Annotated in this window: 22 protein-coding genes and 3 pseudogenes; 9 read left to right on the forward strand and 16 right to left on the reverse strand. The window is 49.0% G+C overall.

Translation table 11 applies throughout. From position 1 onward, the window contains the following. Nucleotides 1-72 precede the first annotated feature (72 nt). Nucleotides 73-1758, forward strand: coding sequence for an aspartate:alanine antiporter (locus ACLJNW_RS06945; RefSeq protein WP_001024853.1), 1686 nt, complete (start codon nucleotides 73-75; stop codon nucleotides 1756-1758). 116 nt (nucleotides 1759-1874) lie between these two features. Here the strand turns inward: ACLJNW_RS06945 and ACLJNW_RS06950 are convergent, their stop codons facing one another. After that, nucleotides 1875-2495 carry a TetR/AcrR family transcriptional regulator gene (locus ACLJNW_RS06950; protein WP_000661875.1) on the reverse strand — a complete coding sequence of 207 codons (621 nt, stop codon included), beginning with the start codon at nucleotides 2493-2495 and terminating at the stop codon, nucleotides 1875-1877. 167 nt (nucleotides 2496-2662) lie between these two features. Between ACLJNW_RS06950 and ACLJNW_RS06955 the strand changes: the two genes are divergently transcribed. Beyond that, nucleotides 2663-3874 (forward strand): MFS transporter, encoded by a 1212-nt coding sequence (locus tag ACLJNW_RS06955; RefSeq protein ID WP_000217418.1) that lies wholly within the window; start codon nucleotides 2663-2665, stop codon nucleotides 3872-3874. After that, a complete protein-coding gene (locus tag ACLJNW_RS06960) occupies nucleotides 3871-4686 on the forward strand; it encodes a Cof-type HAD-IIB family hydrolase (RefSeq protein ID WP_001617070.1) in 816 nt (271 codons plus the stop codon). The genes ACLJNW_RS06955 and ACLJNW_RS06960 overlap by 4 nt, the downstream gene beginning before the upstream one ends. 53 nt (nucleotides 4687-4739) lie before the next feature. On the opposite strand, the gene ACLJNW_RS06965 is transcribed toward ACLJNW_RS06960, so the two are convergent. After that, complete coding sequence (locus tag ACLJNW_RS06965; protein ID WP_023204041.1) at nucleotides 4740-5972, reverse strand: MFS transporter; 1233 nt, start codon at nucleotides 5970-5972, stop codon at nucleotides 4740-4742. A 312-nt stretch (nucleotides 5973-6284) separates the two neighbouring features. Between ACLJNW_RS06965 and ybjG the strand changes: the two genes are divergently transcribed. Beyond that, complete coding sequence (gene ybjG, locus ACLJNW_RS06970; RefSeq protein ID WP_001520197.1) at nucleotides 6285-6893, forward strand: undecaprenyl-diphosphate phosphatase; 609 nt, start codon at nucleotides 6285-6287, stop codon at nucleotides 6891-6893. A 71-nt stretch (nucleotides 6894-6964) separates the two neighbouring features. Further along, nucleotides 6965-7723 carry a DNA-binding transcriptional repressor DeoR gene (deoR, locus tag ACLJNW_RS06975; protein WP_000450106.1) on the forward strand — a complete coding sequence of 253 codons (759 nt, stop codon included), beginning with the start codon at nucleotides 6965-6967 and terminating at the stop codon, nucleotides 7721-7723. A 45-nt stretch (nucleotides 7724-7768) separates the two neighbouring features. Here the strand turns inward: deoR and dacC are convergent, their stop codons facing one another. Beyond that, the gene (gene dacC, locus ACLJNW_RS06980; RefSeq protein WP_000195712.1) at nucleotides 7769-8971 is read right to left on the reverse strand and encodes a serine-type D-Ala-D-Ala carboxypeptidase; all 1203 of its coding nucleotides are present in this window, start codon (nucleotides 8969-8971) and stop codon (nucleotides 7769-7771) included. Between the two features lie 243 nt (nucleotides 8972-9214). Here dacC and ACLJNW_RS06985 point away from each other — a divergent pair, with 243 nt between their 5' ends. Continuing rightward, on the forward strand, nucleotides 9215-9841 hold the full coding sequence (locus ACLJNW_RS06985) for a glutathione S-transferase family protein (protein ID WP_000631907.1): 627 nt from the start codon (nucleotides 9215-9217) through the stop codon (nucleotides 9839-9841). On the opposite strand, the pseudogene ACLJNW_RS06990 reads toward ACLJNW_RS06985, so the two are convergent. After that, nucleotides 9838-10328, reverse strand: a pseudogene (locus ACLJNW_RS06990) (PQQ-dependent sugar dehydrogenase); the annotation flags it as partial. The gene ACLJNW_RS06985 and the pseudogene ACLJNW_RS06990 sit on opposite strands and share 4 nt — an antisense overlap. Continuing rightward, nucleotides 10314-10517 (reverse strand): annotated as a pseudogene (locus ACLJNW_RS06995) (IS1 family transposase); the annotation flags it as partial. The pseudogenes ACLJNW_RS06990 and ACLJNW_RS06995, both read right to left, overlap by 15 nt. A 346-nt stretch (nucleotides 10518-10863) precedes the next feature. On the opposite strand from ACLJNW_RS06995, the gene ACLJNW_RS07000 reads away from it, so the two are divergent. Then, nucleotides 10864-11289, forward strand: a complete 426-nt coding sequence (locus tag ACLJNW_RS07000; RefSeq protein ID WP_023204040.1) for a GntP family permease — start codon at nucleotides 10864-10866, stop codon at nucleotides 11287-11289. Nucleotides 11290-11553: 264 nt separating this feature from the next. After that, entirely contained in the window at nucleotides 11554-12444 is an 891-nt protein-coding gene (locus ACLJNW_RS07005) for a LysR family transcriptional regulator (RefSeq protein WP_023204039.1), read from the forward strand. A 5-nt stretch (nucleotides 12445-12449) separates the two neighbouring features. Here the strand turns inward: ACLJNW_RS07005 and ACLJNW_RS07010 are convergent, their stop codons facing one another. From ACLJNW_RS07010 to bssR, 8 genes and pseudogenes are all read right to left on the reverse strand, one after another. After that, complete coding sequence (locus ACLJNW_RS07010; RefSeq protein ID WP_001000303.1) at nucleotides 12450-14135, reverse strand: electron transfer flavoprotein-ubiquinone oxidoreductase; 1686 nt, start codon at nucleotides 14133-14135, stop codon at nucleotides 12450-12452. A gap of 446 nt (nucleotides 14136-14581) precedes the next feature. Then, a complete protein-coding gene (locus tag ACLJNW_RS07015) occupies nucleotides 14582-15745 on the reverse strand; it encodes an acyl-CoA dehydrogenase family protein (RefSeq protein WP_023204038.1) in 1164 nt (387 codons plus the stop codon). 63 nt (nucleotides 15746-15808) lie between these two features. Continuing rightward, a complete protein-coding gene (locus ACLJNW_RS07020) occupies nucleotides 15809-16006 on the reverse strand; it encodes a hypothetical protein (RefSeq protein WP_001200424.1) in 198 nt (65 codons plus the stop codon). Nucleotides 16007-16038: 32 nt separating this feature from the next. Further along, complete coding sequence (locus ACLJNW_RS07025) at nucleotides 16039-16986, reverse strand: electron transfer flavoprotein subunit alpha/FixB family protein (protein WP_000157776.1); 948 nt, start codon at nucleotides 16984-16986, stop codon at nucleotides 16039-16041. A 10-nt stretch (nucleotides 16987-16996) separates the two neighbouring features. Beyond that, nucleotides 16997-17746: an electron transfer flavoprotein subunit beta/FixA family protein gene (locus tag ACLJNW_RS07030; RefSeq protein ID WP_023193875.1), complete on the reverse strand. Its 750-nt coding sequence runs from the start codon at nucleotides 17744-17746 to the stop codon at nucleotides 16997-16999. A 22-nt stretch (nucleotides 17747-17768) separates the two neighbouring features. Then, nucleotides 17769-18284, reverse strand: coding sequence for a CoA ester lyase (locus tag ACLJNW_RS07035; protein WP_001521476.1), 516 nt, complete (start codon nucleotides 18282-18284; stop codon nucleotides 17769-17771). Nucleotides 18285-18609: 325 nt separating this feature from the next. After that, nucleotides 18610-18895, reverse strand: a pseudogene (locus tag ACLJNW_RS07040) (IS4 family transposase); the annotation flags it as partial. Nucleotides 18896-18996: 101 nt separating this feature from the next. After that, the gene (gene bssR / locus ACLJNW_RS07045) at nucleotides 18997-19380 is read right to left on the reverse strand and encodes a biofilm formation regulator BssR (protein ID WP_000259648.1); all 384 of its coding nucleotides are present in this window, start codon (nucleotides 19378-19380) and stop codon (nucleotides 18997-18999) included. A gap of 230 nt (nucleotides 19381-19610) precedes the next feature. Between bssR and rimO the strand changes: the two genes are divergently transcribed. Further along, a complete protein-coding gene (rimO, locus tag ACLJNW_RS07050; RefSeq protein ID WP_000073317.1) occupies nucleotides 19611-20936 on the forward strand; it encodes a 30S ribosomal protein S12 methylthiotransferase RimO in 1326 nt (441 codons plus the stop codon). A gap of 90 nt (nucleotides 20937-21026) precedes the next feature. On the opposite strand, the gene gsiD is transcribed toward rimO, so the two are convergent. Genes gsiD through gsiB form a run of 3 tightly spaced genes read right to left on the reverse strand, consistent with a single transcriptional unit; the run spans nucleotide 21027 to nucleotide 24460 of the window. Next, complete coding sequence (gene gsiD / locus ACLJNW_RS07055) at nucleotides 21027-21938, reverse strand: glutathione ABC transporter permease GsiD (RefSeq protein ID WP_001236024.1); 912 nt, start codon at nucleotides 21936-21938, stop codon at nucleotides 21027-21029. A gap of 2 nt (nucleotides 21939-21940) precedes the next feature. Next, the gene (gene gsiC / locus ACLJNW_RS07060) at nucleotides 21941-22861 is read right to left on the reverse strand and encodes a glutathione ABC transporter permease GsiC (RefSeq protein WP_024154768.1); all 921 of its coding nucleotides are present in this window, start codon (nucleotides 22859-22861) and stop codon (nucleotides 21941-21943) included. Nucleotides 22862-22921: 60 nt separating this feature from the next. Then, on the reverse strand, nucleotides 22922-24460 hold the full coding sequence (gene gsiB, locus ACLJNW_RS07065) for a glutathione ABC transporter substrate-binding protein GsiB (protein ID WP_000191440.1): 1539 nt from the start codon (nucleotides 24458-24460) through the stop codon (nucleotides 22922-22924). Nucleotides 24461-24470: the final 10 nt, after the last annotated feature.

Genomic DNA, 24470 nt, shown 5'->3' on the forward strand with positions numbered 1-24470 from the left:
TTCATGATAAAAACAGTAGCGTAAATTACCATTTCTTTCAACAGCTTACTCGTAAACAAGAAGTTAGTCTCCGTGAATATAAACGTCGCAGATTTGTTAAATGGGAATTACATCCTGTTATTATTTGTGGTCCTGGCTCTTGGCCTGTGTCTTGGCAAGTTACGTCTGGGTTCAGTCCAACTTGGTAATTCCATTGGCGTTTTAGTGGTCTCTCTATTATTAGGGCAGCAACACTTCAGTATTAACACCGACGCGCTAAATCTGGGATTTATGCTGTTTATTTTTTGTGTCGGCGTCGAGGCTGGCCCCAACTTTTTTTCGATTTTTTTTCGCGACGGTAAAAATTATCTGATGCTTGCCCTGGTCATGGTCGGTAGCGCTCTGCTAATCGCCTTAGGCCTTGGTAAGCTATTCGGCTGGGATATCGGCCTGACGGCCGGTATGCTGGCCGGCTCAATGACATCCACGCCCGTGCTGGTTGGCGCAGGCGATACCCTGCGACATTCCGGCATCGCCAGCACGCAACTCTCCTCCGCTCTTGATAATCTGAGCCTGGGCTATGCCCTGACCTATCTGATTGGCTTGGTCAGTCTGATCGTGGGCGCGCGCTACTTGCCTAAACTACAGCATCAGGATTTGCAAACCAGCGCCCAGCAAATTGCCCGCGAGCGCGGTCTGGATACCGATGCTAATCGCAAGGTTTATTTGCCGGTTATCCGCGCCTATCGGGTTGGTCCGGAACTGGTGGCCTGGACTGACGGCAAAAACCTGCGCGAGCTGGGTATTTACCGCCAGACAGGCTGCTATATCGAACGTATTCGTCGTAACGGTATTCTGGCGAACCCGGATGGCGATGCGGTGCTGCAAATGGGCGATGAGATTGCGCTGGTCGGCTATCCGGACGCGCACGCCAGGCTCGATCCCAGCTTTCGTAATGGTAAGGAAGTGTTTGATCGCGATCTGCTTGATATGCGCATCGTGACGGAGGAAATTGTGGTGAAAAACCACAATGCGGTCGGTCGCCGCCTCGCTCAGCTCAAGCTGACCGATCATGGCTGCTTCCTTAACCGCGTCATCCGCAGCCAGATCGAAATGCCTATCGACGATAACGTTGTGCTGAATAAAGGCGACGTGTTACAGGTGAGCGGCGACGCCAGACGCGTAAAAACCATCGCCGATCGCATTGGTTTTATTTCGATCCATAGCCAGGTGACGGACCTGCTCGCCTTCTGCGCTTTTTTTATCATCGGGTTAATGATCGGGATGATTACCTTCCAGTTCAGCAATTTTAGTTTCGGCATCGGCAACGCGGCCGGATTGCTGTTCGCCGGGATCATGCTCGGTTTCCTGCGCGCTAACCATCCTACCTTTGGTTATATTCCGCAGGGCGCGCTTAACATGGTGAAAGAATTCGGCTTGATGGTATTTATGGCAGGCGTTGGTTTAAGCGCCGGCAGCGGTATCAGCAACGGTCTGGGCGCGGTCGGCGGACAAATGCTGATCGCCGGGCTTGTCGTCAGCCTGGTACCGGTGGTGATCTGCTTCTTGTTTGGCGCTTATGTGCTGCGCATGAACCGGGCGCTGCTGTTCGGCGCCATGATGGGCGCGCGTACCTGCGCCCCGGCGATGGAAATCATTAGCGATACGGCACGCAGCAATATTCCAGCGCTGGGTTATGCGGGGACTTACGCCATCGCCAACGTTCTGCTAACGCTGGCGGGGACACTTATTGTCATCATCTGGCCGGGATTAGGATAAAACTGAAGTTTGCCTTTAAGTGAAAAAATTTTGCCAATAGGTCGAACTTTTCGTTAAAGCATCAGTCATACCTATTGCCACTGCTTTTCTTTGATGTCCCCATTTTGTGGAGCCCATCAACCCCGCCATTTCGGTTCAAGGTTGGTGGGTTTTTTGTTGCCCAACGCAGAGTGACACGACATTGACACTCCGGCGATTCGCTTTACCATCTGTAAAATCGCTTCACGCGCCAGCGGCGTTCGATCCGTTACAAAATGCAGCGTCATCCCCTCGATAAACGCATCCAGCGCTCGGGCGGTCTGTGCGTCAAACCACTGCGCCAGCGTATTCTGGCTACGCTGCATCCAGTTTTGCATGACTATTTTTAACGCCGGCTTATCGCTGGCATAGGCATATAACTGATACATTAACGCCATATTATCCGGCGTCGTAACCTGCGAGCCGTAAATCATTTCCGTTATCGCCTGGCACGCCCCCTCCGCATCCGTCACCTGCGCAAAAAAGTCCTGGTATTGACGCGACATGTTCTCGGTGAAAAGTGTAAAAGCTTCACTCAATAACGCATCCATACCGGCAAAATAGTAGGTCATCGAGCCAAGCGGCACCTGAGCGATAGCGGCGATTTTCCGGTGCGTCACGGCATGAACGCCATAGGTCTTTACCGCTTCCAGTGTGGCCTGAATTATTTTTTCCCGTCGCTTAGGATCATTGGCGCGTCTTACGGCATTTTCTTTCATGATGAGTTCCACATCTCATTCAGGATGCAGGCGATAGTAGCCTGCCGCTTACGCTGAAAAAACAGACAGTAAAAACTGTCTGCACAATGAAGTATGACGATGATATGTACAAATGTACACAAGCTTGCTAATGTTTACCTCTCGCTTCTATTTTCTGGCCTGACGCTATGACCGTCCTCTCCTCACGTAACGCCTTAAAACGCCGTACCTGGGCGCTGTTTATGTTCTTCTTTTTACCCGGACTGCTGATGGCCTCCTGGGCAACCCGAACGCCTGCTATTCGGGATATTCTTTCCGTCTCTACCGCGGAAATGGGGGCGGTCTTATTCGGGCTTTCTATCGGTTCAATGAGCGGTATTCTTTGTTCCGCCTGGCTGGTGAAACGATTTGGCACCCGGAAGGTTATTCGCACGACGATGACCTGCGCAGTAGGCGGGATGGTTATTCTTAGCGTCGCGCTGTGGTGCGCCTCGCCGCTGATTTTTGCCCTTGGATTAGCCGTTTTCGGCGCCAGTTTTGGCGCCGCCGAAGTGGCGATTAATGTCGAAGGCGCGGCGGTCGAACGCGAGCTGAATAAAACCGTTCTGCCGATGATGCATGGTTTTTACAGTTTCGGCACGCTGGCGGGCGCTGGTGTCGGCATGGCGTTAACCGCATTAAGCGTCCCGGCTAACATCCATATCATCCTCGCGGCTGCCGTGGCGATCGCGCCCATTTTCATCGCCATTCGGGCGATCCCTGACGGTACGGGTAAAAACGCATCGGAAGATGCTCACCTTCAGGAAAAAGGATTACCTTTTTATCGGGACATCCAGCTTTTGCTTATTGGCGTGGTGGTGCTGGCAATGGCATTCGCCGAAGGATCTGCGAATGACTGGCTACCGCTACTGATGGTAGACGGACACGGTTTTAGCCCAACCTCCGGCTCTCTGATCTACGCCGGTTTCACGCTTGGTATGACCGTTGGCCGCTTTACCGGCGGCTGGTTTATTGACCGCTATAGCCGGGTGACGGTTGTTCGCGCCAGCGCGTTGATGGGAGCGTTGGGCATTGGCCTGATTATTTTTGTCGATAGCGACTGGGTTGCCGGCGTCTCGGTCATTCTTTGGGGCTTGGGCGCTTCGCTCGGCTTCCCGCTGACCATTTCCGCCGCCAGCGATACCGGTCCCGACGCGCCGACGCGTGTGAGCGTTGTCGCCACGACCGGCTATCTGGCGTTTTTGGTCGGGCCGCCGCTGTTGGGCTATCTGGGAGAGCACTATGGATTACGCAGCGCCATGATGGTTGTGCTGGCGCTGGTTATTCTGGCGGCGCTGGTGGCGAAGGCCGTCGCCAAACCTGTATCGACTCCGCAACCGGTGATGGAGCATAACGCATGAGTATTAAATTAATCGCCGTCGACATGGACGGCACGTTTCTGAGCGATCAAAAAACCTATAACCGTGACCGGTTTATGGCGCAGTACCAACAAATGAAGCGGCAAGGCATTCGCTTTGTCGTGGCCAGCGGCAACCAGTATTACCAGTTAATCTCGTTCTTTCCGGAAATTGCGCACGAAATCGCTTTTGTCGCGGAAAACGGCGGCTGGGTGGTCAGCGAAGGCGAGGATATTTTTAACGGCGAGCTGACAAAAGCCGACTTCCAGGCGGTTGTCGAACACCTGCTCACACGCGCCGATGTGGAGATCATCGCCTGTGGAAAAAACAGCGCCTACACGCTGAAACGCTACGACGATGCGTTAAAAGCCGTTGCGGCAATGTATTATCATCGTCTGGAGTTTGTGGATAATTTTAATAATATCAACGATATCTTTTTCAAATTCGGCCTTAATATTACCGATGATCGGATACCGGAAGTACAGGCGGCACTGCACGACGCTATTGGCGATATCATGGTCCCCGTTCATACCGGCTATGGCAGTATTGATTTAATAATTCCCGGCGTGCATAAAGCCAACGGCCTGCGTCTGTTACAGCAGCGCTGGGGCATTCATGATAGTGAAGTGGTGGTATTCGGCGACGGCGGCAACGATATTGAGATGCTGCGTCAGGCCGGGTTTAGTTTTGCCATGTCGCACGCCAGCGAAGCGGTCGCGGCGGCGGCGAAATACCGCGCCGGATCGAACAATCAGGAAGGCGTGCTGGATATCATCGACAGCGTATTAAACAACGAGCCGCCGTTCAACGTCTAGCGGATGCCTCTCTACGCCTGATAACAGAAAGCTTATCAGGCGTAGCCGCTCTCTCAGACTGTTTGCAAATTCCCCGTCCGCTTATCTTTTAAGAAGACCAGCATCAGCAGTAGCCAAAGAATACCGTTTGCCAGATTAAACAGGCTAAATAGCCCATTGCCGCCACTTAACCAGGCGTGTTTACTTACTTCAATGCCAACGGTAAAAATCAGCATTTGTAGCATTCCCATCGCCGCCGAGACCGTTCCTTTACTCATATCGCTGGAGAAGAGCGTCAGACGCACCAGTCCGGCATTCGCCAGCCCAATGCCAAAAGCGTATACGCTTAATCCCGCCGTCATCCATAAATAAGCATGGGATGAAACCACCGTCGCCGCCGCGGCGATGATCAGCCCCGCGACGATAGGCCAGCCGCCCATCACGATCAGCGAGCGAACCGTACGTCGGGAGGTTAAACGCGCCAACACCAGATTACCGGCAATGAGCGCGCCAAAAACGGGCACCTGCAGCAGACCATATTCATAGCTGCTGAGCTGTTCGCCGCTAATGATGATAATCGGCGACTGCGCAATCCAGGCCAACAGCGGCAGGCTGACAAATCCCAGCGCTAACGCCCCTGCGACGAACCGCCGGTTTTTTATCACCAGCCGATAGTCACGGCCCAGCGCCTTAAATGACAGCGTTTCGCCCCGCCGCGTGGCGGTCTCCGGCATTGCGCGCTGTAGCCCGAAAAAGGCGATAGCGGCCAGTGCGGCAAATAAAATAAACATCCCCTCCCACGGCAGAACATGCACCCATGCCGCCCCAACCAGTGGTCCCAGTAGCGGCGCGATTAACGCCACGTTCGCCATCAGCGCGGTAATTTTTATACACACCGCTTCCTCAAAGGATTCCTGAATCGCGGCATACCCTACAGCGCCGATAAAACACAGGCTAATCCCTTGCAAAAAACGCAGGAAGGTAAATTGTTCGATGTTTTTCGCCAGTAACGTCGCCAGGCAGGTGATAATAAACCACACGACGCCTGCCAGCATCACGGGACGACGGCCAATCCGGTCAGACAACGGGCCAAGCAGCCACTGTAAGAACATACCGCCCGCCAGATAAGCGGTCATGGACGTCGGAACCCAGTCCAGGCCCGCCTGATACTGCTCAACCACCGCCAGCATACCCGGCTGGATCATGTCGTTGCCAATATAAGTAGAAAACTCGTACAGCACCAGACAGAGAGGAAAAAGCAGCGCCTGACGTCCCAGCCTGCCGCCTGATTGTAAACGATTCTGCATACCATCTCTTCGCCAATAAAAACCGCGCAGAGTGTAATGAAAGTCGGGGAACTGAGATAGCGAATTATGAGGCTGCAAGGGAAATAGCGCACATTTTTACAGAAAGCCGCTTAGCGCTTGCGTACTTTAAGGTTAATTTAAGTTTGCGCCGTTATCATCAACGTTATTTTATGCCATTGTCTTAAATCTCTTCATGTTGCCGCCAAATAAGACAATACTGCTTTTCCTCCCTGTTACGCTGCATTTATGCTCAGTTTGCACGGGGATGAGCTGGCTATCCCTTTTGATTTCATTGCTCCGAGCCTGGATGTTATGCTGGAAAACCTTAACAACTCGCTGTTTTATTTTATTAACGCCACGCCTGATTCCGCGCAGTGGATAATTTCGCTCGCTATCTTTATCGCCAAAGATGTCATCAACATCGTCCCGCTCTTAGCCGTTGTACTCTGGCTGTGGGGACCCCGCGATCGGGTCTGCGCCCAGCGCCAGCTGATCGTTAAAATCGGCATCGCGCTGATTATCAGTCTGGCGGTCTCCTGGACAATGGGACACCTTTTCCCGCATGACCGTCCGTTTGTCGATCATATCGGCTATAACTTCCTGCATCATGCCGCCGATGACTCGTTCCCCAGCGATCACGGTACGGTGATTTTTACCTTTGCGCTGGCGTTTTTGTTCTGGCACCGCCTCTGGTCAGGCATCGTGATGATGGCGATAGCCATGACCATCGCCTGGTCGCGCGTCTATCTCGGCGTACACTGGCCGTTAGATATGATTGGCGCGCTGCTGGTAGCGATGCTTGGCTGCCTGAGCGCACAGCTGATCTGGCAATGGTACGGCGCGCCGCTCTACCAGGCGCTGCAACGTTGTTACCGTTTCTGTTTCGCATTGCCCATTCGAAAAGGCTGGGTACGTGACTAACCAGCGAAAAAAAGAGTAATATTAAGCGCTCTGTATGGTGCGGAGCGCTTATTTAACTCTCCAGGGGAACTATGGAAACGCGACGCGACGAGCGTATTGGTCAATTGCTGCAGGCCTTAAAACGCAGCGATAAACTTCATCTAAAAGAAGCCGCGACCCTGTTGGGCGTCTCTGAAATGACCATTCGTCGCGACCTGAACCATAAAAGCGCGCCTGTCGTGTTGCTGGGCGGCTATATCGTACTGGAGCCCCGCAGCGCCAGTCATTATCTGTTAAGCGATCAAAAATCTCGTCTGGTGGAAGAAAAACGCCGAGCCGCTCAGTTGGCTGCGGGCCTGGTACAAGCGCATCAGACGGTATTTATTGACTGCGGCACCACCACGCCGTGGATCATTGAAGCCATTGATAATGACCTTCCCTTTACGGCGGTGTGCTATTCACTTAATACCTTTCTGGCGCTGCAGGACAAACCCCATTGCCGCGCTATCCTCAGCGGCGGGGAGTTTCACGCCAGCAACGCCATTTTCAAACCGCTTGATTTCCATGAAACGTTAAACAATATTTGTCCGGATATCGCGTTTTATTCCGCCGCCGGCGTTCATACCAGTAAAGGCGCTACCTGCTTTAATCTGGAAGAGCTGCCGGTAAAACATTGGGCCATGACAATGGCACAGAGCCATGTACTGGTGGTGGATCACAGTAAATTCGGCAAGGTACGTCCGGCGCGGATGGGGGAATTATCACGCTTTGATACGATTATCAGCGACCGCCGTCCCGATGAGGCCTTTGTGGCCTACGCTAAAGCGCAACAAATTACTCTGATGTATTAACCGCAGGTTTGCCGGATGCGACGCGCACCCGGCAACGGAGTTATTTTACGAGAACCAACTGCCAAACCACTGATGGAGTTTCATCAGCACAAAATCCCACATCCGGCTGAAAAATCCCCCCTCCTCGACGTTTTCCATCACCATTAACGGGCGTTGCTCAATGGATTTTCCGTTAAGCTGGAAATCGATGGTGCCGACAACCTGCCCTTTCTTCAACGGCGCCGTGAGCTGTGGTTCGTTCAACGTAAAGCTGGCCTTCAGGTTTTTAAGCTGCCCACGCGGAATCGTCACAGACCCCGCATCGCCCGCCCCCAAATTGACCTCACGCTTATCGCCAAACCAGACCCGCTGCGTCACGAATGTCGCGTCAGGTTTAATCGGCGTGACCGTTTCAAAGAAGCGGAAACCCCAGGTCAGCAGTTTTTCTGACTCATTAAAACGAATACGGTCCGTTTTCGCCCCCAGCACGACAGAGATCAGGCGCATATCGCCCTGAGTGGCGGAGGCGACAAGGTTATACCCAGCGCCAGCCGTTGTCCCCGTTTTCATGCCGTCGACATGCAGATTGGTGCTCCACAACAGGCGGTTGCGGTTCGGTTGACGAATATTATTAAAAGTAAATTCTTTTTCTTTATGAATGGCGTATTCGTCAGGCACATCGTGAATCAAGGCCTTGCCGAGCAACGCCATATCGCGAGCGGTACTGAACTGCCCTGGCGCATCAAGACCGTGTACCGTCTGGAAGGTTGTATTGGTTAACCCCAATCGTTTCGCATAGGCGTTCATCAGGCCGATAAAGGACTCCTGGCTTCCGGCGACGTAGTCGGCAAGCGCGATACAGGCATCGTTACCTGACTGAATGATGATGCCTTTATTAAGATCCGCAACCGACACCTGATCGCCTGGCTTCAGAAACATCACCGACGACCCACGTAGCGCCGGGTTCCCCGTCGCCCAGGCATCTTTGCCCACCGTCACCATATCGGTCAGCTTGATTTTCCCTGCCTTCAGCGCCTGGCCCACCACGTAGCTGGTCATAATTTTTGTCAAACTGGCAGGGTCGAGTTTCTCATCGGCGTTGCCTTCCGCCAGTACTTTACCGCTGGCGTAATCCATTAAGATCCAGGCTCGCGCATCAACGCCCGGCGGCGCGATCGTTTGTTCCTCTGCCTTTACAGGCGAAGCGAAAAGGAATAAGAGAACCGAACCTGCCGCGAGGCTACGAAGGGAAGAAGCGTATTGCGTCATAGTACCACCCGAGTATCCATTCCAAAAACACACGTCACACCACCGTGTAATAAGTGCGGTGAGTAATAACGCACTCACGACGTTAAAGAAACCGTAACTTGGTAAAGTTTTTAAAGTTTATGCAATAACATCCCGTTACGCTTCCTTCATAACGATTTTTTTACAGACCATTGTGTAAATGTTAGGTTTATCTCACGGTAGGCCGATTACTGTCATCATCCTGATAAAACGGAAGGGGTTAATATGATTACGCTGTGGGGCCGGAACAACTCGACTAATGTTAAAAAAGTGTTGTGGACGCTTGAAGAGCTGGAACTGCCATACGATCAAATTCTGGCAGGCGGAAAATTCGGCGTTAACCAGGATGCCGACTATCTGGCGATGAATCCTAATGGGCTGGTGCCGCTGCTTAAAGATGATGAAACCGACCTGTTATTGTGGGAATCCAATGCCATTGTCCGCTATTTGGCGGCGCAATACGGCCAGAACCGGCTATGGGTTGATAATCCGGCGCGGCGTGCGGAGGGCGAAAAATGGATGGACTGGGCGAATCAAACGTTAAGCCCGGCGCACCGTGTGATCCTGATGGGACTGGTCAGAACCCCGCCGGAAAAACGCGACCAGGCGGCAATTGAAGCCGGTATCGAAAAGTGTGATAGCCTGTTTGCGCTTCTTGATGATGCGCTGGCCCACCAGCCGTGGTTCTCAGGGGATAACTTTGGCACCGGCGATATCGCTATTGCGCCTTTCGTCTATAACCTGCTGAACGTGGGTCTGAAATGGACGCCGCGCCCGAATCTGGAGCGCTGGTATCAGCAGCTTACCGAGCGCCCAGCTTTTCGCAAAGTGGTGATGATCCCGGTGACCTAACGCGTGGCTGCAGGACTTACCTTGAGTAACTGCCCGTCGGACTCATCGGTTAACACATATAAGTAGCCGTCAGGTCCGACATGCACATCGTAGATACGTTGCTTTCTGTCACTCAAAATACAGTCTTCTTCCGTCACCGTATTGCCATTGACGCGCATCACAATAACCTCTTTATCTTTTAGCGCGCCGATAAACAGTTTATGCCGTCACGGCACAAAAACGTCGCTGATATAAAGGCCATCCCGCTAATTGCCGGAGAATCCTTCCAGTAGTAAACCGACTGCTCCGTTCCTTCGACAATTTCACCTTTGGTTTCCGGCACTTTCAGACCACTATAGTTGACGCCCCATGTGGCCAGCGGCCAGCCATAATTTTTGCCTTTTTTCGGTATGTTAATTTCATCGCCACCGCGCAGACCGTGTTCATGCAGCCATAGCGCGCCGCTCCAGGGATTGACTGCCAGTCCCTGCGGATTACGAATACCGGCATTGTACATGGCAAGATCAACAACCTGCTCTTTCATGCCGGGCTGACAGGCGCGGTATTCATAGTCGACCTGAAAGCTGCGGCAACATGCCTGACAGCGGTAATGCTGGTGCCCTGCACTCCCCGGACCATACTTTTTAACGGATGCCGTTTGCGCGCAAAACGGGCATTTCACATCGACTTTAGCCATCATAAATCCTGCGATAAAAGTCGATATTCGAAACGATAATCACCGATTGAATACATGATCGTTTTCTGGGGATTTCACTGCATGTCATGATGGTTTACTCCTGCGATGAATAAGAGAACGGCGTTTAACCGTAAAATCAACATGCAGCGGGTCGAGAATAAAGATTATTAACGGAGTGATACCGACTTGAATCCGCCAAGTACTTTTTAGAGTATGTTCCATTCTTCGCGCCGGAATCCCTGAGTAATAGCCTGTCTGATCTAAAATGGAGATCAGAAAAATATGACACAAGCTGTTGCATAATATGGATAAAATGGGTAGTCATGCAAGCGAGATAAGACAATGAATGTATTCATTACTGATGCTGGTCGCTTATCGTGGTTACAGTGTGATCCTTTTTGCTCCGCTGGTAGCACTTGGCGCAGTTCTGTTCACCCGTCCAGTGACGGTCGCCCCGGTTTTCAGTGATATATTTATGGATAAGTTGATCGGTTTTGTAAAACTTTATTTTCCTGTCTTTCTGCTGGGTGCAGTATTTGGCAAGCTGATTGAATTTGCTGGTTTTTACTACTCAATTGTCAGTGCTGTGACCTGTATGGTGGGCCAGAACAAAGCCATGCCGATGATTATTTTTGTATGCGCTTTATTGACCTATGGAGGCGTATCATTGTTTGTGGTGGCGTTTGCCAATCTGTTCTTTACTTGGCTGATTCCACATATTTACGGTGATCAGTTTATGATAAATCTGCCGGGGCTGAAAAAACCGCTGTAAACGGGTTAACCTGATGACCACGGGGAGCAGGTATTAGCATCTACGTTACAACGGTTCCGACAATATGTCTGACCTGACCCCCTGTCAGCGGTCACCAGCGTCCTACCAGATCCGCCCCGGATCATGGTAGGGCGGTGACACCGTCAGCCTACATTTTGTAGTTATCTCGACGTGACAGGAATTCGGATAGGCCGAAATACTCAGTCTGACTGAGTCTATAAAAAAGCAGCACACTGTATTATACGTTAATTATGAGCCACAACGATGCACTTTGATATAAAAGATTTAAAATTATTCCTTGCTATCAGTGAAGAAGGGAGCTTAACACGTGGAGCGGAAAAAACTTACATGTCTGCCGCATCTGGTAGCGTGCGTATACGTAATCTTGAACAGAGTATCAATCTGAGATTGCTGTATCGTAGTAGCAAGGGGATAACGTTATCCTCTGCTGGTGAAACATTTAAACACCACGCCAGCCTTATTGTGAATCAGATAGAAATGTTACGTAGCGATATGCAGGAGCATGTTAAAGGCATCAAAGGACATGTCAGAATATTTTCCAGTATAACTGCTATTGCAGAGTATCTCCCCCCGTTGTTGAGCCATTTCCTTACACTATATAACGATGTGAATATTGATCTCAGGGAGTATCCAAGTCCGGAAATTGTACGTTCTGTTATTGAGGGGAAAACTGATCTCGGAATTGTTGCTGGTAATATTACAACAGATAATCTTGAAATACTGCCGTTCCGTACTGATAGGCTAGTGCTTATCACCGCGACAGACCATCCCTTTGCTGACAGAAAAAGCGTGACCTTTCATGAATTAATTCAATATGAACAAATCAGCCTGCCTGAAGGGACAGGAATGTTTGAATTTATCCGAAAAAAGGCAGAACTAGTACCATCTAAACTGAAAATTAGAATACAGGTCGGCAACTTTGAAACATTTTGCCGTATGGTTGAAGCAAAAGTGGGCATTGGTATAATGCCTCACTCTGCTGCATCCCGTTTGCGTCAGTTGCATGAATTTTCGATTATTGATCTTGATGAATTTTGGTCATTAAGAAAATTACAAATCTGCGCCAGAAGCTTTGACAAATTACCCGGCTTCACACAAAAACTGGTTACTATGCTCACAGCTCAGAATGAGTGATAGCGTTACATCCCTGTATAATTTGGTCCGTTGCCACCTTCAGGCGTAGTCCAGGTTATATTTTGTTTAGGATCTTTAATGTCACAAACTTTACAGTGAATACAGTTCTGTGAATTTATTTGCAGACGCATATTTTGTGTTTCACTATCCTGTAAAAATTCATATACTCCGGCAGGGCAATATCGTTCTTCGGGGCCACCATAAATATCCAGATTAATTGATATAGGGATATTCTGATCACTGATTTTCAAATGTACTGGCTGGTCGTCATCATGCCAGGTGTTACTGAGATAGACGGATGACAAAATATCAAACGTCAGTTTACCGTCAGGTTTGTCGTACAGTTTTTTCTGGCTTTTGTTGGCCGGTTGCAGAGTGATATTGTCCGGTCGGTTATTTTTTACACGCCAGGGGATTTTTTTTATACCCATTCGGGGAAGCAGCCAATGCTCAATGCCAGTCATGATAAAACCTATCACACGCCCTTTTTTAAACCAGGGTTTGAAATTACTACCATTTTCCAGTTCCTGCCAAAGCCAGCTCTGTCGCAGTAATGTTTGATATTCTGTCAGTATGTCGTTTTTCCTGTTGTCCAGCAAAGCATTAAATATAGCGTCAGCCGCTATCATGCCACTTTTGATAGCTGTATGGATGCCCTTGATTCTACTTGCATTGAGCGTACCGGCATTACAACCAATCAGCAGACCACCAGGTAAACAGGGATCAGGCATAGACGCAATCCCGCCGTTATTGATTGCTCTTGCGCCATAACCAATACGCTTACCCCGGTCAATGTATTTGCGTATAGAAGGGTGTGTTTTCAGGCGCTGCATTTCCTGAAAAGGGCTTAACCAGGGATTAGAATAATCAAGTCCCACAACCAAACCTAGTGCAATTTTATTATCATTAAGATGATAGAGAAACCCACCCCCGAACGACTCTTTATCCAGAGGCCAACCTGTGGTGTGAATTACAAGCCCCGGATGGGACTGGTCTGATGGAACCTCCCACAACTCTTTTATGCCTATGCTAAAACTCTGGGGTGCTTTGCCTGTATCAAGATGAAATTTTTTGATCAGTTCTTTAGCCAGACTACCGCGGGCCCCTTCGGCAAAAATTGTATATTTTGCCAGAATTTCTATTCCACTCAGGAACCCCTCTTTCTTGCTGCCATCCCGATGACGTCCCATATCACCAGTTACTACACCGATAATGTTAGTATCCTGATCATACAGTATCTCAGTTGCCGAAAAGCCTGCATAAATATCCACGCCTGACGTTTCTGCCTGACCGGCGAGCCATTTAATGAGATTACCGAGGCTTACGATAAAGTTTCCATGGTTGCGAAAATTATCAGGAATCAATGCATCCGGCAAATTAATACATTTTTCATTCGTCAGTAACAGTAATTTATCCTGAGTAACAGGCTGTTTAATGGGTGCGCCTCTTTCCTGCCAATCAGGAATTAGTTCATTCAGCGCTCGGGGATCCATGACTGCCCCACTGAGAATATGAGAACCAGGCTCAGCTCCTTTATCAAGGACGATAATGGACAGTTCTTTTCCTGCGTCATTTGCCTGTAATTTAAGTTTAAGAGCTGCAGATAATCCGGCGGGTCCTGCTCCCACAATAAGAACATCACATTCTATTGTCTCACGTGATTGCTGGGTATTAGAAAGTGTATCGTTCATTATTAACTCCTTAATTTTTCAGCACCGTAGGAACAGCTATATTATGTAAATAAAATTGCATTCATATTGTAACCAATGAAATAAATATCATAGTGATAAAACAGATGAAATGGTATAGGAATGTTCAACCTTAGAAAAAGGTGCCTATAAGACTATATAGCCAGTTATCAACTATAAAAAAATGTCGGTGATGATGAAGCATTCCATAACATTTATATTTATCTTTCTCCCTCAGATGAAAAAGAATATACACAAATCATTTTAAGCCGTTCATCATAATTGCAGGAAAAGTCCCTATTTTCTTGGCATTCTATTATAGTTACCCGCGAGAAATAATCAGCCAACTGTCGGGTACAGAAGGGATCGGCAATGACATGTTCAATCGAGACTATAATGACTCCGGACAGAGGTAACTGTTTCATAATATTTTTCCAATTGATTTGACATCAGAATGAACGTGGCATCTCCAGCACATGCTCAGCGATATAGCTCAGGATCAGGTTGGTAGATATGGGAGCAACCTGATATAAACGTGTTTCTCTAAACTTTCGTTCGATATCATACTCACAGGCAAAACCATATCCACCATGAAATTGCAGGCAGGCATTGGCTGCTTCCCAGCTGGCTTTCGCAGCAAGGTATTTCGCCATATTAGCCTGTGCTCCACAATCAAGATGCTGATCAAAAAGCTCGCACGCTTTAAAACGCATCAGATTAGCCGCTTCCACTGCAATAAATGCTTCTGCAATAGGAAACTGCACCCCCTGGTTCTGACCAATGGGACGACCAAAAACCTCACGCTCGCAGGTATAGCGGGTAACACGATCCATAAACCAATATCCATCGCCTATACATTCTGCCGCAATCAAGGTACGCTCTGCATTTAAACCATCAAGTATGTAATGAAAACCCATACCCTCTTCACCAATAAGATTTTCTTCGGGAATTTCCAGGTTGTCAAAAAAGAGCTCGTTGGTTTCATGATTGACCATATTGGGAATAGGTCGTACTGTCATTCCATTTTTCATAGCTTCTTTAATATCAACCATGAAAATAGACATCCCTTCGGATTTACGTTTTACATTTGCAAGCGGAGTAGTTCGAACCAGAAGAATCATCCAGTCTGAATGTTGAACACGTGAAATCCAGACTTTTTGTCCGTTTATCACATACCGGTCTTCTCTTTTTATAGCTGTAGTTTTAATTCTGGTGGTATCTGTACCTGCTGTGGGTTCTGTGACGCCCATCGACTGCAGGCGCCATTCACCAGTAGCTATCCGTGGCAGCCAGAATTCTTTCTGTTTATCGGATCCATGACGTAACAACGTATTCATGTTATACATCTGACCATGGCAGGCTCCAGAGTTTCCACCCGATCTATTGATCTCTTCCATGATAATAGATGCTTCAGTTAAACCAAGCCCTGACCCTCCAAATTCCTCCGGGATGAGCGCAGCCAGCCAACCAGCTTTGGTTAGTTTATTAACAAACTCTTCAGGATAGGCTTTTGCTTCATCTATCTTACGGTGATATTTATCATCAAATTCACTACATAATGAACGAACCGCATGACGAATATCCTGATATTTATCCTTTTCAATACTTTTCATAATTTTTTCCTCAATAAACCAGCGCCAACAGGGGGTAGAAAATGACCTTTTATCGGATGACCATCAGCAGATAGATCTGACTGGCGGTCGACAGGAAGAAAATAGAGCCAGTGCCATAATTCTGGCAGAACGCCCCCCCTCTTTAAAGATTTTGATGTCTTTATCCAGAGTGGCGGCCAGCAGCTTAGCGGGACCGGGGTTAAGATAATCGGTGTTGCGCAGAATGCCAGGCTGCCAAATTTGAATATCAGTATATTGCATAAAAGTTACCTTTAAGGAGGAAAAAATATGATTTATAATTTATCGATAAGTTCAGGTACAGCTTTGAAAATATCAGCTACCAAACCATAATCCGCAATAGAAAAGATAGGAGCGTCAGGATCCTTATTAATAGCGACAATGACGCCTGACTCTTTCATCCCGGCAAGATGTTGTATGGCGCCAGAAATTCCCAGAGCAATATAAAGTTGAGGCGCAACGATTTTTCCGGTCTGGCCAATCTGATAATCATTTGGTGCATAACCAGCATCTACAGCAGCCCGGCTTGCCCCCACGGCAGCGCCTAATTTATCTGCCAGGTTATCAACAAGTTCTTTGAATGCCTGTGCACTTCCTACTCCTCGTCCACCTGATACTACAACTCTGGCGGATTGTAAGTCTGGACGGTTACTTTTATTAACATGTTGGCTAATAAATTTTACCTGATCTGAACCAAGAACAACCTCTGTAAATTCAATGGGGGCTTTTCCCTCATCTTCCGCAACCGCAGCCGCAAATGAGGTAGGACGAACAGTTATCACTTTATATTCATCATCACTGTGTACTGTGGCAATAGCGTTACCCGCATAGATTGGACGTTCAAAGGTATGTTGATCAATGACACGCGTAATATCACTAATCTGAGATACATCAAGTTTTGCTGCTAAGCGTGGCGCACAGTTTTTTCCAAAAGAGCTTGCAGGAAAAAGAATGGACTGATAATGATTTTTCCCACTATTCAAAAAATAGCTGATCTGTTTTTCCACATTCTCTGCCAGAAGGTGTTCGAATAGTGGGCTGTCAGCAACAAATACAGTGGATATCCCCTGAATATGACTGGCTTTAACTGCAATACTTTCTATACCATATCCTAACATAAGTATATCTATATCACTATTAATGGCTTTTGCCGCAGTGATAGTACTGAGTGTTGAAGGTAAAAGAGTATTGCCGTTATGTTCAGCAATAACTAAAGAAGCCATATTTTCCTCCTTAAATTACTTTTTCTTCGTTTTTTAATTTATCTAGCAGCGTGTTAATATCTGGAACGATTATGCCTGCTTTCCTTCTTGCTGGCTCATCAACTTTAATAATAGTCAATCTGGATGACGGGTTAATACCAAGTGAATCGAAATCTATCTCCTTAACAGGTTTCTTTTTGGCTTTAATAACATTCGGCAAGCTGATATTCCTCGGTGTATTCAGACGTAGATCTGTAGTGAGTACTGCAGGCAGGGATAAATTTAACGTTTCTAATCCTCCATCAACCTCACGAACAGCAGTTAATGAATTATCAGAAATAGTAATTTTACTAACATTAGTGGCTTGGGGAAGATCGAGTAATGCTGCCAGCATTTGGCCTACCTGATTACAATCATCGTCAATAGCTTGCTTGCCTAATAATATAATATCGGGTTTTTCATTCCGGGTAATAGCGGTGATAGTTTTGGCCACAATTAGTGGTGTAAGAGAGTTTTTTGTTAATATGTGTATTGCCCTGTCTGCCCCTGCTGCCAGTGCTGTACGCAATACATCCCCTACACCTGTGTTTCCTATAGACACTACAACAACCTCACTGATTAATCCCCGTTCTTTTAAACGTACTGCTTCTTCAACTGCAATTTCATCAAATGGATTGATACTGAGTTTTGAATCAGAAATATCAACATCAGAATGATCTCGCTTTATTCTAATTCTAACGTTATGATCGACAACTTGTTTTACACAAACTAAAGCTTTCATTGGTGACTCCTTCATATATTTACTAAATGCTATGAGCCAAAATCCTTTTTGCTTTTTCCAGTAACGGTTTATCCACCATTTGCCCTTCATGACTGAACGCTCCATGGGGATATTGAGCCAGTCGCATAATCTGGGGAACCCACTCGATTTCTTGTTTTAAATAGCTGAATGCTCTGTTTACATGTGAAATTTGTGGAGGGTGAATACATACCTTGCCACTGAACCCCATTTTACAGGAGTGAATAGCATTTTGTATTGTCAACTCGTTTTTCATAAATTCAGTTGTGATACCGTCAACAGAAGGATATGATCCAGCCAGGCGTGAAGTTATTACAATTTTTGCACGTACAGCAATCAGTACTTTTTCATCATTACTCATGAAATTCAGAGCATTTTCTCTGGCAATTATTTTTTTCTCAGATGACACCGCATTTTCTAAATCAAGGATTACGCTATCAGCACAACTGCTATTTGCTTTTTCAAATCGTTCAGGTTGGTCCCCCGTAACGAAAAGAAAAAACCGTTCTAACGTTTGCATTCTCGTCTCTCATTTGAATGGAGCATCTGATAATTCAATATATCTTAAAAAAATAATTTTCTGAATTAGCTTTTATCTAACCCCCCATTAAAATTGGTTCAGGTTCGCTGATAACAGAAAGAAACATGTAATTTATTGTTACAATAACAAAGATAAAAATAAAATTTAATTATTTGATATAAATAACGTTTCAGAATAGTAAACGGCCGACATTCCGTACCTGTTTCAGGAGTGAATTCGACTATACCGTTCCCTAAGAACATCAACGATTGTCTGGTGAACCGAATTTAGTCACCTTTGGCGGAAAACAGGCTGGCATATAGGAGAGCATGACAACCCGGGTCATTCCCTCCGTGATTTTTTAGTAACACGCTGAAAAAGTATCTGAAACTTCATTCTGCAAGTGAGACTTTCCCCGAAGTCGATCGATACGTTTTATCTTGTGCCTGACCGATGCTACTCCTGACAAATCACGCCCAATACTGAATAAGTGTAAGAGATGCACCGTTAATCACTACACTGGTAGCCTCAATCAGAGATTGACGGCGGTAAAGGTGCAAAGGCTCCAGTATATTTTTAAAGGATTTTTGGCATAATGAACGAGCAGGCATAGTGATGATTTCCTTGAAAGTGTTAGCGCAATCAATTAGATCACATAACACTATGCCTGTCTTGGTTTGCTGGGGATTCCTCAGGAGTCGCCTCCCCTTGTTCAGACCTGTGTAAGCGGTGAATGTGCTTTCAGACTCTGAATACTCAGCGTCAAAGTTGTCAGACAGTTTTCAAGTTTATCTGCGTTGACGGCAATAAAGGTCGGACAATCATGGTGTCCGCTCATTAAACAAACGGCGGCGGCTGCAAGCGCGCCTTCGGCACGGCGCAGCGCGTTCCACTCTTCCTGATCGAGATGCAGTCCCTGCCGTAAGGATTGATCGTGGAGCTCGCGATTCAGTTCAAAAAAATTGTCACGCAGAGAGTCACTTTCGCTGACTGACATATACCCCTTCGCTTTTCGCAATTGCAGATAAGCGGCAAGATCGATACGCGCGTTTATCAGCTTGTTGAGAAGATCGGTTCTCAGTCTGTCAACGACCATACCTTTTTTCCTCCTCTTTTCTACCAGGGTTCAACTTAATAGTATGGTCGTTTTTTAGACAAATGGGTGTCAGAGATCAAGAATTTTCTTAGAATTGCCCTTTTTCACCTTTTGCTGATAACCACAACGGTTGATGCCGCCGCTCCCGATGAGATTGCGATACAATTTTTGTTCGGATATCTGTAGAATCCCTGCCCTGACCATTCCAATAAATGAACACTTTTTAAGCTATGAGTAATGTAACCCACCAGCCAAAGATCGGCTTCGTTTCCCTGGGCTGTCCGAAAAACCTCGTTGATTCGGAACGCATCCTGACTGAGCTGCGTACCGAAGGCTATGACGTTGTGCCACGCTATGACGATGCGGATATGGTTATCGTTAATACCTGTGGCTTTATTGACAGCGCGGTACAAGAGTCGCTGGAAGCCATTGGCGAAGCGCTGAACGAAAACGGTAAGGTAATCGTCACCGGCTGCCTGGGCGCAAAAGAAGATCAGATCCGCGAAGTGCATCCGAAAGTACTGGAAATCACCGGGCCGCATAGCTATGAGCAAGTTCTGCAGCACGTACATCATTACGTACCGAAGCCGAAGCACAATCCATTTTTAAGCCTCGTACCGGAACAGGGTGTAAAACTGACGCCGCGCCATTATGCGTATCTGAAAATTTCTGAAGGCTGTAATCACCGCTGCACGTTCTGCATCATCCCGTCGATGCGCGGGGATCTGGTCAGCCGTCCGATTGGCGACGTATTAAGCGAAGCGAAACGTCTGGTTGATGCCGGGGTCAAAGAGATTCTGGTGATTTCGCAAGATACCTCCGCCTACGGCGTAGATGTGAAGCACCGCACCGGATTCCATAATGGCGAACCGGTGAAAACCAGTATGGTGAGCCTGTGCGAACAGTTATCAAAACTGGGCGTCTGGACACGTCTGCACTACGTCTACCCCTACCCACACGTTGATGATGTGATTCCGCTAATGGCGGAAGGCAAAATCCTGCCTTATCTGGACATTCCGCTGCAACATGCCAGCCCGCGGATTCTTAAACTGATGAAACGTCCTGGTTCCGTTGACCGCCAGCTGGCGCGCATTAAGCAGTGGCGCGAAATCTGCCCGGAACTGACCCTACGCTCCACCTTTATTGTCGGCTTCCCCGGCGAAACGGAAGAAGACTTCCAGATGCTGCTCGACTTCCTGAAAGAGGCGCGCCTCGATCGTGTAGGCTGCTTCAAGTACAGCCCGGTGGAAGGCGCAGGCGCGAATGAGCTGCCGGATCAGGTGCCGGAAGAGGTGAAAGAAGAGCGCTGGAACCGCTTTATGCAACTGCAACAGCAAATCTCCGCTGAGCGCTTGCAGGAAAAAGTGGGCCGCGAAATTCTGGTGATCGTTGATGAGGTTGACGAAGAAGGCGCTATCGGGCGTAGCATGGCGGATGCGCCGGAAATTGACGGCGCGGTCTATTTGAACGGCGAAACCAACGTCAAGCCGGGCGATATCGTGCGCGTGAAAGTGGAAAACGCCGACGAATATGATTTGTGGGGCAGTCGGGTTTAACGCCACCTCCCCCGGCGCGGGTGCCGGATGTGTTATCCCGCCTGGCGAGACCGTTCCAGGCCCGCCAGGCGTCAACGCCACCGGGCTGGCTTACCCCTTAATCTTCGGGTCCAGCGCATCGCGCAACCCGTCGCCTAACAGGTTAAACGCCAGCACAGTCAGGAAAATCGCCACCGCCGGGAAGAGCGCTACGTGCGGCGCGATGACCATATCCGCCCGCGCTTCATTGAGCATCGCTCCCCACTCCGGCGTTGGCGGCTGCGCGCCTAATCCGAGAAATGACAGGCTTGCCGCGGAAATAATTGACGTACCGATACGCATCGTAAAGAAAACCACAATTGACGAGACCGTTCCCGGCAATATATGGCTAAACAAAATCGTCGTGTCGCTGGCGCCGATACTGCGGGCAGACTCAATAAACGTCTGCTGTTTTAAGACCAGGGTATTTCCGCGCACCAGACGAGCAAACGCCGGAATAGAGAAAATCGCCACCGCAACGATCACATTAGCAATACCGCTGCCTAACACCGCCACAACGGCAATCGCCAGCAAAATGCCGGGGAAGGCGAACAGCACATCGCAAATGCGCATAATAAAACGATCCCACCAGCCTTCATAATATCCCGCCAGCAATCCCAACACCGTACCGATTATCGCGCCGATAAATACCGCGAACACGCCCGCCGCCAGTGAGATCTGCGCCCCAACGAGAACCCGGCTAAAGATGTCTCTTCCCAGCGAGTCAACGCCAAACCAGTGCTGCAAAGAGGGGCCATTGTTCAGGCTATCGTAGTCAAAATAGTTTTCCGCATCGTAGGGCGTCAGCCAACGGGCAAAAATCGCCACCAGAATTAACGCCAGTACGAATCCCCCGGCGACCAACGCGACATGCTGGCGGCGAAAACGACGCCAGAACTCCCGCCACGGCGTGCGTATCTGGTCGGGTTTTACCACCGGCATAGCATGTAAAATCGCCTGACGGCGCCAGTTAAATAATCGCATCCTTACTTATACCTGATAGCCGGATTAATGGCGGCATAGAGGACATCCACCACTAAGTTGATAAGAATAAATTCCAGAGAAAACAGCAGCACTTCCGCCTGAATCACGGGGTAGTCGCGCATGTCGACGGAGTCGACCAGTAATCGCCCAAGCCCCGGCCAGTTAAACACTTTTTCAACGACGATCGATCCGCCAAGCAGGAAGCCAAATTGCAGTCCCATCATGGTGACGACCGGGATCATTGCATTGCGCAGGCCATGTTTTAACACCACCCACGTTTCACTGACGCCTTTCGCCCGCGCGGTCCTCATGTAATCCTCGCTCAGCACATCGACAAACGAGGAGCGCGTAAAACGCGCCATGACTGATGCCACCGCCGCACCAAGCGTCAGGGAGGGTAAAATATAATGTTGCCAGCTATCCGCCCCCACGGTCGGTAGCCAGCCCAGATCCACGGAAAAAATCTGCATTAACAACATTCCCAGCGCAAAAGCCGGGAAAGAAATGCCGGTCACGGCAAGCGTCATTCCTACCCGGTCAGGCCAGCGATTACGCCACACGGCGGCGGCGATGCCGATCGCCATGCCAAACAGCACCGCCCATATCATACTGGTTATCGTCAGCCACAGCGTCGGCAAAAAGCGGCTGGCGATCTCCTCAGAAACCGGGCGGCGGGAAACCATTGACGTCCCGAAATCGCCTTGTAAAACATGGGTGATGTAATGCCAAAACTGGACATGAAGCGGCTGATCAAGCCCCAGCTGCTGATGAACCAGCGCGATCACCTGCGCGTCGGCTTCCGGTCCGGCTATCAGCCGCGCCGGGTCGCCGGGCAACAAATGAACAAATAAAAACACCAGCACTGCCACAATCAACAGCGTAGGAATTAATCCCAGCAGGCGCTTGAGAACATAGTTAAGCATCACACGAACCTTTTACCGGATGGCGGACAACGCGCGCGCCATCCAGCCCCATCGCATTACTTACTTCAAATCCGCATCGTCAAAGCTGAAACCGGTATCCGGCATAATCCAGAAACCGGTCAAATTTTTACTGTGCGCAGAAACCAATTTCTCCACCACCAACGGTATCCAGGGCGACTCTTTCCAGATAATATCCTGCGCCTCTTTGTACAATCGTGTTTTCTCCTGCGGATCGTTGGTCTTTAAGGCCGCCGCCAAATCGCTGTCGACCTGCTTGTTGCTGTAAAAAGCGGTATTAAACTGCGTCGGCGGCCAGTTTTGTGATGCGAAGAGCGGCGATAACGCCCAGTCAGCTTCGCCCGTCGACGCCGACCAGCCTGTATAGAACATTCGCACGCCGCTCTCTTTTTGCCCTTTGCCCTCGACTTCCGCGGCGCGCTGGCCGGCGTCCATCGCGGTTATCCGGGCTTTAACGCCAATCTGCGCCAGTTGCTGTTGGGTAAACTGCAACACTTTTTGCGCGGTGCTATGGTTGTGCGATGACCACAGCGTGGTACTGAAACCGTCTGGATACCCCGCCTCTTTCAACAGTTCGCGCGCTTTAGCCGGATCATAGGGCCACGGCTGATAGCTTTGCGCATAGGCTATCGACGGCGGCACCACGCCCGTCGCCGGCGTGGCGTATCCGGCAAACGCCACTTTAACCAGCGCCTGACGATTGATAGCGTAATTCAACGCCTCACGCACCTTAGGATTATCAAACGGCTTCTGCGTCACATTCATACTGATATAACGCTGCATAATGGACGGGCTGGCGACCAGTTCGAGGTTTTTATTTTTCGCCAGTAACGCGGCCTGCTCATAAGGGATAGGAAAAGCAAATTGCGCTTCGCCGGTTTGCAGCATCGCCGCGCGGGTATTGTTGTCAGTAACCGGACGCCAGGTAATAGAATCCAGCTTGGGTAAGCCCTGCTGCCAGTAACCGGCGAACTTCTTCACTTTGACAAAGTCGGTCTGATTCCAGGTTTCAAGCTGGTATGGACCGGTACCGACCGGATGAAAACCAATATCCTTGCCATATTTTTCCAGCGCTTGCGGCGAGATCATCGCCGTCGCCGGGTGCGCCAGAATATTAATGAAAGCGGAGAACGGCTGTTTCAGGGTAATTTTTACCGTTGCCGGATCGACGACCTCCGTTTTTGCGATATTTTTATACAGGTTATAACGCTTGAGGTGGTTATCCGGATTGCTGGCGCGATCGAGATTCGCTTTCACCGCCGCCGCATCAAAATCCGCGCCGTCCTGAAATTTCACCCCCTGCCGTAGGGTAATGGTGTAGGTCAGACCGTCATCAGAAACGGTATAGCCTTTCGCCAGGACGTTTTTTACCTTCATGTCTTTATCCAGGCCAAACAGCCCCTGATAAAATGACTTCGCCACCGCCTGCGAGAGTGTATCGTTGGCGTCATACGGATCGAGCGTGGTGAAATTAGACCCTACCGCCACCACCACATCTTTGGCCGCCAGGGCCGGAAAAGCCGCAATGGATGAGGCCAGTCCCAGCGCCGCCAGCCATTTATGCGTAATAAATTGCGTCATGTTGTTCTCC

This window comes from Salmonella sp. SAL4457, from assembly GCF_046548235.1.
Lineage (GTDB): Bacteria > Pseudomonadota > Gammaproteobacteria > Enterobacterales > Enterobacteriaceae > Salmonella > Salmonella enterica.

What these genes read in the sequence shown, in the direction of transcription:
- ACLJNW_RS07030 (WP_023193875.1), bottom strand. Translation starts at nt 17,746, where the DNA reads ATGAAAGCTTTAGTTTGTGTAAAACAAGTTGTCGATCATAACGTTAGA.
- ACLJNW_RS07025 (WP_000157776.1), bottom strand. Translation starts at nt 16,986, where the DNA reads ATGGCTTCTTTAGTTATTGCTGAACATAACGGCAATACTCTTTTACCT.
- ACLJNW_RS07015 (WP_023204038.1), bottom strand. Translation starts at nt 15,745, where the DNA reads ATGAAAAGTATTGAAAAGGATAAATATCAGGATATTCGTCATGCGGTT.
- bssR (WP_000259648.1), bottom strand. Translation starts at nt 19,380, where the DNA reads ATGGTCGTTGACAGACTGAGAACCGATCTTCTCAACAAGCTGATAAAC.
- gsiC (WP_024154768.1), bottom strand. Translation starts at nt 22,861, where the DNA reads ATGCTTAACTATGTTCTCAAGCGCCTGCTGGGATTAATTCCTACGCTG.
- ACLJNW_RS06960 (WP_001617070.1), top strand. Translation starts at nt 3,871, where the DNA reads ATGAGTATTAAATTAATCGCCGTCGACATGGACGGCACGTTTCTGAGC.
- ybjG (WP_001520197.1), top strand. Translation starts at nt 6,285, where the DNA reads ATGCTGGAAAACCTTAACAACTCGCTGTTTTATTTTATTAACGCCACG.
- ACLJNW_RS06950 (WP_000661875.1), bottom strand. Translation starts at nt 2,495, where the DNA reads ATGAAAGAAAATGCCGTAAGACGCGCCAATGATCCTAAGCGACGGGAA.
- ACLJNW_RS07000 (WP_023204040.1), top strand. Translation starts at nt 10,864, where the DNA reads ATGTATTCATTACTGATGCTGGTCGCTTATCGTGGTTACAGTGTGATC.
- ACLJNW_RS06955 (WP_000217418.1), top strand. Translation starts at nt 2,663, where the DNA reads ATGACCGTCCTCTCCTCACGTAACGCCTTAAAACGCCGTACCTGGGCG.
- rimO (WP_000073317.1), top strand. Translation starts at nt 19,611, where the DNA reads ATGAGTAATGTAACCCACCAGCCAAAGATCGGCTTCGTTTCCCTGGGC.
- ACLJNW_RS07035 (WP_001521476.1), bottom strand. Translation starts at nt 18,284, where the DNA reads ATGCAAACGTTAGAACGGTTTTTTCTTTTCGTTACGGGGGACCAACCT.
- ACLJNW_RS06965 (WP_023204041.1), bottom strand. Translation starts at nt 5,972, where the DNA reads ATGCAGAATCGTTTACAATCAGGCGGCAGGCTGGGACGTCAGGCGCTG.
- ACLJNW_RS06985 (WP_000631907.1), top strand. Translation starts at nt 9,215, where the DNA reads ATGATTACGCTGTGGGGCCGGAACAACTCGACTAATGTTAAAAAAGTG.
- ACLJNW_RS07020 (WP_001200424.1), bottom strand. Translation starts at nt 16,006, where the DNA reads ATGCAATATACTGATATTCAAATTTGGCAGCCTGGCATTCTGCGCAAC.
- gsiB (WP_000191440.1), bottom strand. Translation starts at nt 24,460, where the DNA reads ATGACGCAATTTATTACGCATAAATGGCTGGCGGCGCTGGGACTGGCC.
- gsiD (WP_001236024.1), bottom strand. Translation starts at nt 21,938, where the DNA reads ATGCGATTATTTAACTGGCGCCGTCAGGCGATTTTACATGCTATGCCG.
- deoR (WP_000450106.1), top strand. Translation starts at nt 6,965, where the DNA reads ATGGAAACGCGACGCGACGAGCGTATTGGTCAATTGCTGCAGGCCTTA.
- ACLJNW_RS07005 (WP_023204039.1), top strand. Translation starts at nt 11,554, where the DNA reads ATGCACTTTGATATAAAAGATTTAAAATTATTCCTTGCTATCAGTGAA.
- ACLJNW_RS07010 (WP_001000303.1), bottom strand. Translation starts at nt 14,135, where the DNA reads ATGAACGATACACTTTCTAATACCCAGCAATCACGTGAGACAATAGAA.
- dacC (WP_000195712.1), bottom strand. Translation starts at nt 8,971, where the DNA reads ATGACGCAATACGCTTCTTCCCTTCGTAGCCTCGCGGCAGGTTCGGTT.